Below are 15,638 nucleotides of genomic sequence, written 5' to 3'. Positions count from 1 at the left end.
TATTTTAATAACAATTAATTATTAAGTGATTCTACATTCTCATTAATCCACTCCCTCTTCTCAATTAAATTCATTTCCCCATGATTTTTTATTTTTACGAAATTATGTCTTATCATAGTTAGATTTGCCCCTATCTACTAGATTAGGTATAATTAATATAATATGTATTAAAGAAAGGACGACACATGAAATCTTTTAAATCCTTAGGCGTTTGTGACGAAATCATTAGCACCTTACAAAAACAAGGCATCAAGGAACCAACGCCAATTCAAGAGCAATCGATTCCTATCGTCTTCAAAGGTAACGATATTATTGCAAAGGCACAAACAGGAACTGGTAAAACTCTGGCCTTCCTTTTACCTATCTTGCAACGTGTTCACACTGATGTACATCAAGAACAAGTACTTATCATTGCTCCAACACGTGAATTAATTAAACAGATTTCCGATGAAGCAAAAACATTGGGCGCTGTTTTAGGGGTTGACATTCTGCCACTCATTGGCGGTAAAACAATCGAATCACAATTACAACAGTTGGGCAGACGTCCACATGTTATCTTAGGTACACCTGGCCGTTTATTAGATCATGCAAAACGCGGATCACTACATCTTGACTCTATTCGTCGAGTAGTATTAGACGAAGCAGATCAAATGCTCCACATGGGCTTTTTACCAGATATAGAAAATTTGATTGGCCAAACAGATGCCAATCGACAATTACTTCTCTTCTCAGCCACTATTCCAGACAAAATTCGCAATCTTGCAAAAGCTTATATGTCTAAACCTGTATCTGTTACAGCTGAAGGTAAGCATATTACATTAGAGGCTATCGACCAACGCGTGTATATGATGAACACAGAGGACAAAACACCTCGACTCATCAAAATGATTCAAGAAGATGATCCCTATTTGGCAATTGTTTTCTGTAACAAACGGGAAGGCGCTATTAAACTATCCTATGAATTGACTGCAGCAGGCCTAAATATTGCAGAAATGCATGGTGACTTAACGCAAGGACGTCGTACACAAATTCTGCGAGATTTTGCAAAAGCAAAAACACAAATCTTAGTGGCTACCGATATTGCAGCCCGCGGTATCGATATTGAAGGTATTACACATGTGTACAACTATGACGTACCGCACGACGTAGATTACTACATTCACCGTATCGGACGTACTGGTCGTGCAGGCAACACAGGTATCGCTGTTACCTTTGCTACACCTTCTGACGAATCTTGGTTGCGACGTATTGAGCGTGCTATTCAAGCAACATTAACAAAATATACCAAAGATGGTCAAATCAAAACTAAGGGCAATGCCAACAACGCACCTAAACGTAACAAAACTACATCTAAACCTAAAATCACAAGTTCATATCAATCTACAAAGGCAAAAGCCCACAAAGCTCGAGGCCACAAAGGTTCTAACACTAGACAACGCCGCACCTCTACATCACAAACAGGTCGTCGTGGTAAACGTAGATAATACAAAATGCGTGTAGCAAAAGCTGCACGCATTTTTCTATGTCATATTTACTATATTACTTATTTTGATTCACATATATGCTAGGCACGCCATCTACATCTGTACACTGTGTTTTACACGCAGAACGATTACTACATAGCCATGTAGTACGCCCCCGCATATTTTGCTTAACAAAATAGCCTTTTTTACATCGTGGACACAAATACCGCTTCGACTCTTCTGGCACCTCAATATTTGTATTAGCATTTTGAGATACTTCATTCACAGGCTGCGTATACCGACAAGACGGATAATTGGTACAGCCTATAAAAGCACCAAATTTCCCTGTTCGTTGCTGCAAACGCCCCTTTTTGCAAGATGGACATTCTGGTAACTTAGAAATATCTACCTGCATATCATCAAGAGGCCGTTTCGAATTTTGACTAGAAATAGTTCGTACCACATTTGGCATCATCTGATCTCGACCTTCCTGTTTATCAAAACCAAGCTTTTCAATTAAATGTCGTAAAAATTGAATTTGATCCGTCAAAAAAGAATCTAATGTATCCTCCCCTTCACTCATGAGGGCAAGGCGTTCCTCCCATACTGCAGTTTCATCAGGATATAACAGTTCATCTGGCAATGCATCTACCAATAAATAACCTGTATCTGTTGGTGATAGCACCTGTTTCTTGCCAGAGGTTTGCATAAAGCCACGACTAATTAATTCATCGATAATATTAGCCCTCGTCGCTTCCGTTCCGATTCCAGATACGGCTTTTAATTGCTTTTTCAGCTCTTCATTTTTTACAAACTTATGAATCTCCTTCATGGCTTGCAATAATGTGGATGGTGTAAATCGAGATGGCGGTTTGGTTTGCTTTGCATCTACAGAGGAGTCTGTATATTGAACATCATCATTCTTTCTAACAGATGGCAAATGATCAGCTTCCTCTATAGCATCCTTTTTAGAATCTGATTCAGCACCTCGTTCATCTGTTAAATCCGGTTCATCATTATCAATATTATTTTTTGATTTTTGACGTTTATATAAAGATTTCCAACCATCTTCAATAACGACGCGCCCATTGGCAACGAATTCTTCATCACATTGCCCAACTACAATCTTAGTCTGCTCATACACATGTTCCCCATAAAATTGAGCGATATAGGCCTGACTAATGAGAAAATATATATTTCGTTCTGCTTGCGTCAGATTATTGATATTACACGCCACCGTAGTCGGAATAATAGCATGATGGGCAGTAATCTTTTTTTCGTTCCAAGCACGACTCTTGATGTTTCGATCCGCTTTTTGTGCCCATACTGAAAGCTTCTCATCACCAGACTGTGTCAAATTATCCAATATCGCCATACGATCGCCATATTGATTAGGTGGTAAATATTCACAATCAGACCGCGGATAGGTTGTTAACTTCTTCTCATATAATTTTTGAGCTGTATCAAGTACTGTTTGAGGATCATAGGAATACGCCTTCCCCGCTAATACTTGTAATGACGATAATGATAAGGGCAAGCGTTGCGGATCTTTTTTCTTAGACTTTGTAACTGACTTTATAACGCCACTAGGACTAGCCTCTAATCTCTTAACTAATTCTTCAGCGATTTCTTTATTGATAAGGCGCCCATCTGGGTCTAATCCCTTTTGCTCATCCTTTGGCTGCCAAGTTGCCCAAAATGTATCATTCACATGAGCATATAAAATTTTAACAGTAAAATAATCAACTGGTTTAAAATCTGCTAATTCACGTTCACGTCGTACTACAAGTGCCAACGTCGGTGTTTTCACACGGCCAATCGGCAATGTTACCTTATGTCCTTTATAACGTTCGGATAATGTATAGGCTCGCGATAAATTCATACCAATTAGCCAATCAGCACGAGCTCTAGCCAGTGCTGATTGATATAAATTATGAAAGTCCTTGTTATCTCGTAAATCACCTAATGCTGATCTTATAGATTTTTCATCCAATGCATTTAACAAAATACGTTGCACAGGTTTTGTGTTTCCTACAAAGTAAAGAACTTCATCAACTAATAGTTGCCCCTCTCTATCAGGGTCACCTGCGTTAACGATTATATCGGCTTTACCTATCAAATCTTTAACGACCTCAAATTGTTGTCGACTACTATCCGTAACTAGTAGTTTCCACTCCGATGGCACGATTGGCAAATCTTGAGGGCGCCAACGGATATATTTATCATCATAATCACCTGGTTCAGCTTGATGTAATACATGTCCCACAACCCATGTAACAACATCATCGCCTTGGATAAAATAACCATTGCGTTTTTGTATATTTTTATTTTCCGGCAAACATTTACTGATTTCTCGAGCCATCGATGGCTTTTCTGCAATAAATAACCGCATGGTCCCCTCCTTAACGTACATATGGCAGCTATTCCCCAAGCCGCCCTTTGAAATTTCATTATACTACAATTTAGTGGTCATAACTACCAAAATCATGTATAATTTTAAAGATATGAATGATGTGAAAGTAACACATTGAAATAAAACTTTCACAAACGAAACAACAGAGGTGAACCATGACATTTTTAGAAGAAGTACAACGTCGTCGTACGTTTGCTATCATATCTCACCCGGATGCGGGTAAAACTACATTAACAGAAAAATTACTATTATACGGTGGTGCCATCCACTTGGCTGGTTCCGTTAAATCTCGTAAAACCGCAAAACACGCCGTTTCTGACTGGATGGAAATCGAAAAACAACGTGGTATCTCCGTAACGAGTTCAGTCTTGCAATTCGACTACGATGGATGTCGAGTAAACATCCTTGATACGCCTGGTCACCAGGACTTCTCCGAAGATACGTACCGTACATTGATGGCTGCTGATAGTGCTGTTATGTTGATCGACGTAGCCAAAGGCGTGGAAGCACAGACAAAGAAATTATTCGCTGTATCTAAAGAGCGCGGGATTCCTATCTTTACGTTCGTAAACAAAATCGACCATTTCGGTCGCAGCCCATTTGACTTGATGGAGGAAATTGAAAATGTTCTCGGTATTCGTACCTGCCCTATGAACTGGCCTATCGGTATTAATGGCGAATACAAAGGTGTTTATGACAGAGAACACGAGACCATCGAACTCTTTGCCAAAGACGAAACACATGGTCAAGAAAAGCTAGCCTCTGAAAAAGGTGCTTTAACAGACCCTCGCATGAAAGAATTATTAGGCGACGATGTATATCAAGCATTACTTGACGATATTGAATTGCTAGATGTTGCAGGCGATCCATTCGATTTTGACAAGGTTCGTGCTGGTGAATTAACGCCAATGTTCTTCGGTTCTGCTATGACTAACTTTGGGGTAAAACCATTCTTAGAAAAATTCTTAGAACTAGCACCATCCCCTGCGCCACGTCAAGCAGTAGAAGAAATGGTACAGCCTACTAGCGAAGATTTCTCCGCTTTAGTATTTAAGATTCAAGCAAATATGGACCCTAATCACCACGACCGCATCGTATTTATGCGTATCTGCTCTGGTAAATTCGAAAAAGGTATGTCCGTATTACATCGTCAATCTAATAAAGCGATTCGTCTATCTCAACCGCAACAATTCTTAGCTACAGAACGTACTATCGTTGAAGATGCATACCCTGGCGATATTATCGGTGTCTTCGATGCCGGTACAATGGGTGTAGGCGATACACTTTGTGCTCAAAAGCACAAAGTAACATTCGGTGACTTCCCAGTATTCCCACCGGAATTCTTTGCTCGCGTATCCCCAAAAGATACAATGAAGCGTAAACAGTTCCAAAAAGGTATGACTCAGCTTGCTCAAGAAGGTGCGGTCCAAATCTTTGAACAACCAGGTGCCCTCGACTCCTTCGTAGTTGGTGCAGTTGGCATGCTTCAATTTGAAGTTCTAGAATATCGCCTTAAAAATGAATATGGTGTCGACCTATTAAATCATACATTGCCATATAGCGTGGCACGTTGGATTGATGGTGACGTAGATACATCTACACTCAAAGGCTTAGATAATGCAATGATTGTTAAGGATAATCGCAATCGTACAGTGGTCCTTATCTCAAACGAATGGCAAATGGGCTGGGTAATAGAACGAAATCCTGATATTACATTCTTGCATACCCCAAAACTACATAATGAAATCTAGTTAAAACTATAAAGCTAAGATATATACTGGCGAAGATTCTCTATTTCAGTGAATCTTCGCCATTTTCTTTTTCGATTTACATGGATATAAAAAAATTTTCATAACTTAGAGGAATTTTTAATAATGATGCAGAATATATAATGTATACATATTTTGTATACATGATAAATTCTATAGTATTTGATTGGTTGTTCATGATACAATGTAATAAATTATTTTTTATTTGTTAAAAGGAGTGATTTTATGCCACTGATTGACCTAAAGTTAGTCAACGATGTATGGACTCTAAACTTGTCCATGATTCAAACTGTGGGCCTCGCTGTAATTACCTTATTCATAGGTACTTGGATTAATAAACATTCCAAGTTTTTACAACGCATGTGTATGCCAGCACCTGCTGTAGGGGCTTTACCATTTGCATTTTTAACTGCCATTCTTTCTTATTATCATATTTTGGATATTAAATTTGAAGGTTCATTACAAACCTTCTTAATGCTTGCCTTCTTTACCACCATAGGTTTGATGGCATCTTTAAAAGTTTTGAAAAAGGGCGGTATTTTCATCATATTCTTCTTCCTTGCTTGTGCAGTGTGGATTGTTGTTCAAAACGCTGCAGGTATCGCTATTGCAAAAGCATTAGGCATTGAACCAATCATCGGTATCATGGCAGGTTCCGTATCCATGATTGGTGGCCTTGGTACGGCAGGTGCCTTCGGTCCATATTATGAACAATTACTCGGTATTCCTGGTACTGCGTCTGCAGCCGTAGCAGCTGCCACATTCGGTATGGTAGCTGGTACAATCTTAGGTGCTCCAGTAGGTGAACGTATCATTAAGATGCATAGTGTGAAAACACCTTATGACAACCCTGAAACTATGGATGATGACAACATCGATTATATCGAAGATCACGTTGAAGGCGGCGGTAAACAATTCAACTCACAAGATTTATTAACGATTTGTATGTGGATTGGCTTGGCATTGGGTATTGGTACTATCGTAAGTGCTGGTTTATCTGTTCTTACACCATTACCTGCATATATTGGTGCTATGATTTGTGCAGCAGTAATTCGTAACGTAGGCGATTTTACAAAATCCTACAAAATTAACGATGCAGCTCTTGACGCAGTATCTAATGTAGCATTATCTTTATTCGTTACAATGGCAATCAATAGCTTGAAACTTGTTCAATTAATCAACCTTGCATTACCTCTTATTACAATCTTAGTTGCTCAAATGGCTCTTATCTGTGTATTTGCGTATATCCTTTACTTCTTATTCGGCCGCAACTACGATTCTGTTATGCTCGGTGCTGGTGCCATCGGCTTCGGCTTAGGTGCTACTCCAAATGCGTTGGTTAATATGTTATCTTTAGCAAGTAAACACGGCCCATCCCCTCGTGCATGGCTCGTAGTTTCCTTGGTAGGTGCATTCTTAATCGACTTTGCTAATGCCTTTATTATTACAACAATGGCAGGCATTCTATACTAAGACTAAAGGACCCATTTGGGTCCTTTTCTTATACCAAAATGTCCTAAGGAGTTCCTTAGGACATTTCTGTTATATTATTTAATTAATGCAGCCCACGCATTAGCTACATCGGCAAACTCTTGAAGTGTGAAGGTTTCCCCTCTTCGTTGCCCATCGATATTAGCCTTTGCTAATAGTTCTTCAATTCTATCCTTCGATAAGCCTGTGGTCTTCATCGTATTAGCAAATGTTTTACGACGTTGTGCAAAACCAGCCTTCACAACGCGGAAGAATAGTCTTTCATCGATTACATCCACAGGTGGTTTATCGCGCAATACACAGCGGATGACAGAACTTGTTACCGCTGGCGCTGGCAAAAATGATTTAGGCGGTACATCAAGCACGATATCTGGCTTAGTATAATATTGAACCGCTACCGATAGAGCACCATAGTCCTTTGAACCAGGTTTTGCCACCATACGTAAGGCTACTTCCTTTTGCACCATTACAACAAGTCGTTCAATAGGTAATCGACTTTCCAACAAGGACATAATAATAGGTGTTGTAATATAATACGGTAAATTAGCCACCACCTTAAATGGCTCATGATTCATGATGGATGGTACATCTAATTTAAGTACATCCCCATGCACAATCTTTACATTATCATATTGAGCTAATGTTGTATCCAATACCTCTAATAAGCGTGTATCTAATTCAATAGCTGTTACATTCGCACCACTTTGTGCTAAACCTTGCGTTAAGGTGCCGATACCAGGGCCAATCTCTAATATTGGTTCACCATCACGTAAATCAGCAGCCTTAACAATTTCATCAACGATGCCACGTTTAATTAAAAAATTTTGCCCTAGCTTTTTGCTCATCTTAATATCAAACCGCTTACATATATAATGAACTACTTCCGGGCTTGCAATGATAGATTCAATCATGAATGCTCCTATTTTATAACTTATTATTTATTCCATTATTACTATAATAATATACCTCTTAAAAGCATATTAAAGCATAGAGACAGCCTGTTCAAATTCATCACGACTAATACCATAATGGTTCAATCGATATAAAAACTGTTTACCATTACCATAACCTATACCTAGTATGGCACCAACAGCTGCCCTTTTATCGGCACTATTAGGAAATCCAGAAAGGCCATGTTTTACAAGGTCCCCCATCGTAAATTCATCACTGGATACGAGTGATTCAGTATGAAGTACGGATAAAGCCTTTAGAATAGATTTAGGTGAAGCTTGTTCTATCCCAATGTCATCATTAGCATAAGCCTCACCACGAGGGACAAAAGCATGTTGTGCATTGGGAAACTTTTTGGTCAGCACACGACGTATGCGCTCACCAGCCGTATCTGGATCCGTTAGGATTATAATACCTCGTTTTTCATAGGCTACGCGAATCTGATCGATTACGTCTTTACGCAAGGTAAAACCTTCTGTAGCAATGCAATCAGCTTCTATAGCTTGATGTATACGCTGTATATCAGACTTTCCTTCTACTACGATGACCTCTTTTAACATAGGACCTCCTTTTATCTATTTTATTATTGTAACATATATATCATTGCTTAAATAGATTGAATAGTTTAGTATAGAAATATATAAATCTATATAATAAGGAGATTATTGTGACATTACAACAATTACGATATGTAACAACAATTGCAAATATTGGCAGCATTAGTGAGGCTGCTAAACGTTTATTCGTATCCCAACCAAGCTTAACAAAGGCCATTAAAGAGCTAGAAAAAGAAATGGGTATCACTATTTTTGATCGAACTAACAAAGGGATAACCGTATCTAAGGACGGAGAACGCTTTTTAGGTTACGCACGCCAAGTATTAGAGCAAGCAACCTTATTAGAAGAACAATATAAATCTAATAAGGGTGGCAAAAAGCAATTTTCTGTTTCCACACAGCATTATTCCTTTGCGGTTAGTGCTTTTATTGATCTTATCAACCAAAGCGATGTGGATTCCTATGATTTTTCATTACGAGAAACACAGACCTATGAAATCATCGATGATGTAGCGCATATGAAAAGTGAAATTGGCTTATTATATTACAATGATTTCAACCGCCCCGTATTAGAAAAGCTAATTCATACTAACGAATTAACCTTTACAGAATTATTTACAGCACATCCACATATCTTTATTGGTAAAACCCATCCATTAGCAAATAAGGATGTGGTATCAATGGATGAATTAGAAGAGTATCCATATATCTCCTTCGAACAGGGGGACCACAATTCCTTCTATTTCTCTGAGGAAATTTTCAGTACTGTAGTACGTCCAAAACATATCCGTGTACGTGACAGAGCCTCCCTCTTTAGTTTATTGCTCGGTCTCAACGGATATACTGTATCTAGTGGTGTAATTGATAAAGAGGTGAATGGTGAAAACATCATTTCTGTACCTCTTGCCGAAGAGGGCTTGATGCATATCGGCTATATTACAAACAACAAAATGCAGCGTAGCCGTTTAGGTCAAGTATATATTCAAGCCTTAGAACAATACGTTGGCAACTATGGTAGACATATACAATTACCTGAAGATAAAAAATAAATACAATAATTATGTCAGTTATATAGCTAGCTAGAAATATTCTATAAGTATATCAATTCATAAACTAAGGAGGCAAGCTCTGTTAAGAGAATGCCTCCTTAATTTATATACTTGCTTCAGATATAACCAAATCAATCAAACTCTTGCTGCAACATAACTTAAAGCTATATACAACGCTAATATATAGATATTTTTATATATAATCATACTTCGTTATAATAAGCCTATCGAAATTATCGGCTCTGCCGTTTACTATAGGAGGATTATTATTATGTCTAAATATTTAGCACCATTTCATTTTGATATTGTAGGTTCTTTCCTACGTCCTGCAGAATTAAAAGAGGCTCGCGAAGCTTTTACAAAAGGAACTATTACAAGAGATGAATTAACAGCAGTTGAAGATCGCCTCATTACAGAATTGATTCAAAAACAAAAAGCTGCTGGCTTACCAGTTATTACAGATGGAGAATTCCGTCGTGCCTATTGGCATCTTGATTTTATGTGGGGCTTTAACGGCGTTAAAGAAATCGAACTTGAACATGGCTATAAATTCCACGGCCAAGAAACTGCGCCTGGTTCCCTTGCTCTTACTGGTAAAATTACAGGTACTAATCATCCATTTGTAGAACATTTCAAATTTGTAAAACAATTTGAAGATGAAAATACTACGGCCCGTCAAACCATTCCTGCTCCTTCTCAATTCCTAGCAGAATTATTTCGTGAAGATAACGGCATTACAACACGCTCCTTCTATCCCGATTTAGAAGAGTTAATCCAAGATATTGCCGTTGCATATCGACAAGTTATTAAAGATTTATATGATGCAGGTTGCCGAAATATCCAATTTGACGATTGTACTTGGGGTATGTGCTGTGACCATGCTTACTGGACAGGGCGTCAAAAGGATAAAAGCGTTACCATTGAAGGTGAAACAGCAAAATACTTGCGCTTAAACAATCTAGCCCTTGAAGGTCGTCCTCATGACTTAGCATTTACTACCCACGTATGCCGAGGTAATTACAACTCTACATGGGCCGCTAGTGGTGGTTACGAACCAGTAGCACCTATTCTCTTCGCCAAAGAAAATGTAGATGCCTATTATTTAGAATTCGATGATGATCGTTCCGGCGGTTTTGAACCATTACGTGAAGTCTCTCCTAATAAAAAGGTTGTATTAGGTCTTATTACATCAAAACGACCTGAATTAGAAGATAAAGAAGTTATTAAAGAACGCATCAAAGAAGCGACTAAATATATCCCTCTTGAAAGACTATGCTTGTCTCCACAATGCGGTTTTGCTTCTTGTGAAATTGGTAATCAATTGACCGAAGAAGATCAATGGGCTAAACTAGCATTAGTTAAAGAAATTGCTCATGAAGTATGGGGTGATTAAATGACAGAGCACACTATATATTTAGGTGGAGGTTGCTTTTGGGGTCTTCAAGGTTATATTAGACAAATTTCTGGGGTACTCTCTACTGAAGTAGGCTACGCTAATGGTCCAAGTTCAAATCCTAGCTACGAAGAGGTATGCCATGATAGCGGTCATGTAGAGGCACTTAAGGTTACATACGATGCGGATACGCTGTCTCTAGACCACTTGATTCAATATTTCCTTCGCGCTATTGATCCTTTCAGTATCAACAAACAAGGCGGTGACGAAGGTATTCAATATCGCACCGGTATTTATTATATCGATAGCGTAGATAAATCTATTATTGAAGCTACGCTAGCTCGTGCCCAGTCCTTTGAAAGCAAACCTTTTGCTATTGAAGTATTACCGCTCGATAATTACTATACTGCTGAAGAATACCATCAAGATTACTTAGATAAAAATCCTACTGGTTATTGTCATATTCCACTAGGTTTATCCCAAGAACCTCTAATCGATGACAGTTTATACAACAAACCGACAGAACAAACGCTAAAAACTCTTTCTACACAAGAATATGAGGTAACTCAAAATGCAGCTACCGATGCACCATTCAGTCATGAATTGACCGATGAATTCAAATCAGGACTATATGTTGATATCACTACGGGCGAACCTCTATTTGCTTCATCTCGCAAGTTTGAATCGCATTGTGGTTGGCCTAGTTTTACAAAACCAATAGCAAAGGATGTGATTCGGTATTACCAGGATAATTCTCACGGTATGCAACGCATAGAAGTTCGAAGCCGTATTGGTAATGCTCATTTAGGACATGTATTCGAAGATGGTCCTAATGGTTCTTTAAGATATTGTATCAATGGTTCTGCTCTTCGATTTATTCCAAAAGATCAATTAGTCGGTTCTAATTACGAATACTTAATTCCTTATATAGAATAGAACATTCAAGAATAAATAACGACCGCCTCCACACGAAGGCGGTCGTCATTTTATAATAAAATCCGCATACTAAAAGGAGATATCACATTGGATATCTCCTTTTATTGTATAGATTAATCTAGTACATATACAGTTACGTCGCGTCGACCAAAATCCATAGCCTCTCCATAAGAGTCCATAACAAGGTCAATACGATTACCAATAATAGCACCACCTGTATCAGCAGCCACAGCTTCACCATAGCCAGGGATGAATAGACGTGTACCTAACGGAATAACATCAGGGTCAACGGCAACAATACCACGTACTGCAGGAACACCTGTAGCAGTAATACCTAATCCATCACCATCACCTGCTAAGTAAGCAGATGCTTCCATAACGATAGAGCGCGATGCTCGACCAGCCACATTACGAGATGTCGTTACTTCACGAGTGCCTTCTTTAATAATTGTAGGCACCATATTTGTCATTACGGATTTAGATAATTCATTTGTTTTAATTACATTACCATTATTATATAAAGTTTCAACTTGAACACGTTCTGTGCCAGGTTGACCGACTTGAACTACCTCTTCTTCACCGATAGCCATAGTGTCATCCTTTTCACGGATAACTTGAACCGGAATCTCTTGATCTACAGTATTCACTGCACGGCTAGTAACACGTACAATATTTACTGTGCTACCAGATTGGATCGCACCGTTGGCTGCAGTTGTATAATTGGGAGCTTTAAAGCCTAATTCATTAGCTAACTCTTCTGCTGTTGTTTGTGTTGTATAAACAGTTCTAGTTTTTCCATTTACTGTAACAGAAACAGGAAATGCTCTTACGACCGTAAGCGTCGTACCTTCTTGTACAGAATTAGAATCACTAATCACTTTATCTTTTGGATTTAATTTAATACCTGCGTTACGCACGATACCTTCATTAGAATTTAAATGTGTTTTAACAGTATGGGCTGCACCATCAGCCATGACTGTAACAGTTTTATCGTTGTAAGAAAAACCAGTCAAGGTTATTGCAGTTACCATCAATCCAGCAACCACAGACGATACATATCGCTTGTGCGTTTTTTGAATTCTCATAACGAAATACCTCCTGTAACAATGATATTCTACTACAGTTAGATATAACCTGTCAAACGCACAAGGTTGACAATAGCAAATAAACATTGATTGTATATGTATTTTTAAATTTATTTAATATGATATTTTCAATCAATGTCCACTGTACAAATACATATCTATGTTTTTCGATAACATACTAAATAAGCAAAATTGTAGGTGTATACAAGATAATAATACAATATATTGTATGCCATGTATTATTAATCATCACTTTGGATTTTTATATGTTTTTGCTATTGTTATCACCTAAAATATAAATTTTTCTAAAATTTATTTCTTATTCATAATGCTATATATAAGGATATATTCGACTTCATAAAAGTATTATATATCACTCTATATTTATACAGTGTTCATAACCCAGACCTTCACTATTCTTTCATTTTAAACATCGGTTTAAAACGTTCAATAACAGTCATTTGCTCCTTATTATCTTGTGTATTAGCAGCCTCCATTAACTCTTCTTGAGCCGATAGCGGACCTTCTACGTTTGAAGCCTTATAATAAGACCCATCAGCCCTCATTATATGTGTCTTTAATGTATCCACTAAATATAAATCTAGTATCCCCTTAATACGTGACTTATGACGTTTATCTTCAATAGGAATCATCAATTCAACACGTTCATTTAAATTACGTGGCATCCAATCTGCACTGGAAAGAAAGAGCTTTTCATTACCACCATTACGGAAATAGAATAATCGGTGATGTTCTAAAAAACGTCCTACTATAGAACGTACAGTAATATGGTCACTCACACCAGCAATACCAGGACGAAGTGTACAAATACCACGTACGATGAGATCTATCTTCACACCATTTGTAGATGCCTCATACAATTTAGCAATGACACGTTTATCCAGTAGTGAATTCATTTTAGCAATAATATATGCATCTTCACCACGTTTTGCACAATCTATTTCCTCATCGATGAGCTCCATGATTTTCTCACGTAAATTAAGTGGTGCTACGATAAACTTATTCCAAATTGGGGGATCCGAATATCCAGAAATCAAATTAAAGAAACGTGATGCATCATCACCATATTCATCATTACAAGTAAATATGCCACAGTCCGTATATATACGTGCAGTTTTGCCATTGTAGTTACCTGTTGCTAAATGTACATAGCGGCGTATACCATCTTCTTCACGACGTACAACCATAGTAATCTTGGAGTGAGTTTTTAAGCCTTTTAAACCATAAATTACATGACATCCGGCTTTTTCTAATCGACGTGCCATAATGATATTATGCTCTTCATCAAAACGAGCTTTTACTTCCATTAATACTGTAACCTGCTTACCATTATCTGCAGCCTTTATGAGAGATGCAATAATAGGTGATTCACCACTAACGCGATATAAGGTTTGTTTGATAGCTAATACATTGGGATCTACAGCTGCTTGTGCCACAAACTGTTCAACTACACTAAAAGATTCAAAAGGATGATGAACAAATATATCGCGCTCTCGAATCACATCGAGTAAGTTTTCACCTTCACAACCAATCAAGTCACTTGGTGTTTTGGAGTCAAACGGTTTATAACGCAAATAATCGTAACCTGGATAATTAGAAAAATCAAAATACATACGACAATCTAAATGACCATCTATATGATATACATCCTTTTTCTCCAATTCTACACTTTTCAATACGGTAGATAACAATTCCGGAGAACCTTCACCGGCTACTTCTAAACGAACCGCATCACCACGGCGCCGACGTCGTAAAGAGGCTTCAACTTCTGTAAGTAAATCCTTTGTATCCTCTTCCGCTATTTCTAAATCCGCATCGCGAGTTAATCGGAACGTCATAGACTCTTCTATACCATAGCCTTGAAAAAACTGTATAGCATAGAAATTAATAACATCTTCTAAATACACAAAATGATGCGTCTTATTAGACGGTGTAGGCACTTCAATAATTCGATCCAATACAGATGGAATTGGCAAAATAGCAATTTTATAATCCTTTGTACCATCAGATTGAACTTGAAATATACGAACAATGGTATTAATCGTATGATTTGCCAAAAATGGGAATGGATGCCCTGAATCAACTGCTAGCGGTGTAACCACCGGATAAATTTGCTCTTCAAAATAATGTCTAAGCCAGGTTTTTGTCTTTACATCTAATTCTTCAGGATGCAAGAAATACAAGCCTTCCTCTTCTAATGAATCTAACACGCGGTGTAAATATGTATATTGTAAAGAAACTACGCGCTGTACTGATTCATCAATTGCTTTCAACTGCGCCTTAGCATCCATATGCGCCGCATCATATTTTACAATTCCATTCATAGCTTGATGCCGTAAACCAGCAACACGAATCATGAAAAACTCGTCTAGATTTGAACTGGCAATGGAGATAAAACGAAGACGCTCCATCAAGGGGGTACTCGTATCCATAGCTTCTAATACGACGCGTTGATTAAATTTCAACCAAGATAATTCACGGTTAAAATAATACTTTGGACTCGTAAACAA

The 15,638-nt window shown here is 38.0% G+C and carries 11 protein-coding genes; 6 read left to right on the top strand and 5 right to left on the bottom strand.

Features of this window, described 5'->3' with window-relative positions:
* Nucleotides 1–185 precede the first annotated feature (185 nt).
* A complete protein-coding gene (locus tag VTHSUH11_RS06090; protein WP_105093012.1) occupies nucleotides 186–1,484 on the top strand; it encodes a DEAD/DEAH box helicase in 1,299 nt (432 codons plus the stop codon).
* Between the two features lie 55 nt (nucleotides 1,485–1,539).
* On the opposite strand, the gene VTHSUH11_RS06085 is transcribed toward VTHSUH11_RS06090, so the two are convergent.
* Nucleotides 1,540–3,855 carry a DNA topoisomerase 3 gene (locus VTHSUH11_RS06085; RefSeq protein ID WP_105093011.1) on the bottom strand — a complete coding sequence of 772 codons (2,316 nt, stop codon included), beginning with the start codon at nucleotides 3,853–3,855 and terminating at the stop codon, nucleotides 1,540–1,542.
* 176 nt (nucleotides 3,856–4,031) lie between these two features.
* On the opposite strand from VTHSUH11_RS06085, the gene VTHSUH11_RS06080 reads away from it, so the two are divergent.
* Together VTHSUH11_RS06080 and VTHSUH11_RS06075 are read left to right on the top strand one after the other, a co-directional pair.
* Nucleotides 4,032–5,627: a peptide chain release factor 3 gene (locus VTHSUH11_RS06080; protein WP_105093010.1), complete on the top strand. Its 1,596-nt coding sequence runs from the start codon at nucleotides 4,032–4,034 to the stop codon at nucleotides 5,625–5,627.
* A gap of 243 nt (nucleotides 5,628–5,870) precedes the next feature.
* Nucleotides 5,871–7,118: a sodium/glutamate symporter gene (locus VTHSUH11_RS06075; RefSeq protein ID WP_105093009.1), complete on the top strand. Its 1,248-nt coding sequence runs from the start codon at nucleotides 5,871–5,873 to the stop codon at nucleotides 7,116–7,118.
* Nucleotides 7,119–7,192: 74 nt separating this feature from the next.
* On the opposite strand, the gene rsmA is transcribed toward VTHSUH11_RS06075, so the two are convergent.
* Entirely contained in the window at nucleotides 7,193–8,047 is an 855-nt protein-coding gene (rsmA, locus tag VTHSUH11_RS06070) for a 16S rRNA (adenine(1518)-N(6)/adenine(1519)-N(6))-dimethyltransferase RsmA (protein WP_105093008.1), read from the bottom strand.
* A gap of 69 nt (nucleotides 8,048–8,116) precedes the next feature.
* Nucleotides 8,117–8,647: a ribonuclease M5 gene (rnmV, locus tag VTHSUH11_RS06065; protein WP_105093007.1), complete on the bottom strand. Its 531-nt coding sequence runs from the start codon at nucleotides 8,645–8,647 to the stop codon at nucleotides 8,117–8,119.
* A gap of 107 nt (nucleotides 8,648–8,754) precedes the next feature.
* On the opposite strand from rnmV, the gene VTHSUH11_RS06060 reads away from it, so the two are divergent.
* From VTHSUH11_RS06060 to msrB, 3 genes are all read left to right on the top strand, one after another.
* Entirely contained in the window at nucleotides 8,755–9,693 is a 939-nt protein-coding gene (locus tag VTHSUH11_RS06060) for a LysR family transcriptional regulator (RefSeq protein WP_105093006.1), read from the top strand.
* A 271-nt stretch (nucleotides 9,694–9,964) separates the two neighbouring features.
* Nucleotides 9,965–11,086 carry a 5-methyltetrahydropteroyltriglutamate--homocysteine S-methyltransferase gene (locus VTHSUH11_RS06055; protein WP_105093005.1) on the top strand — a complete coding sequence of 374 codons (1,122 nt, stop codon included), beginning with the start codon at nucleotides 9,965–9,967 and terminating at the stop codon, nucleotides 11,084–11,086.
* Entirely contained in the window at nucleotides 11,087–12,022 is a 936-nt protein-coding gene (msrB, locus tag VTHSUH11_RS06050; RefSeq protein ID WP_105093004.1) for a peptide-methionine (R)-S-oxide reductase MsrB, read from the top strand.
* A gap of 113 nt (nucleotides 12,023–12,135) precedes the next feature.
* On the opposite strand, the gene VTHSUH11_RS06045 is transcribed toward msrB, so the two are convergent.
* On the bottom strand, nucleotides 12,136–13,107 hold the full coding sequence (locus VTHSUH11_RS06045) for a 3D domain-containing protein (RefSeq protein WP_105093003.1): 972 nt from the start codon (nucleotides 13,105–13,107) through the stop codon (nucleotides 12,136–12,138).
* A 413-nt stretch (nucleotides 13,108–13,520) separates the two neighbouring features.
* The gene (gene ppk1 / locus VTHSUH11_RS06040) at nucleotides 13,521–15,638 is read right to left on the bottom strand and encodes a polyphosphate kinase 1 (RefSeq protein ID WP_105093002.1); all 2,118 of its coding nucleotides are present in this window, start codon (nucleotides 15,636–15,638) and stop codon (nucleotides 13,521–13,523) included.

It is taken from the genome of Veillonella tobetsuensis (assembly GCF_002959935.1).
Lineage (GTDB): Bacteria > Bacillota > Negativicutes > Veillonellales > Veillonellaceae > Veillonella > Veillonella tobetsuensis.
The sequence above is the reverse complement of the archived record's forward strand: the minus strand, read 5'-3'. Positions and strand labels throughout refer to the sequence as shown.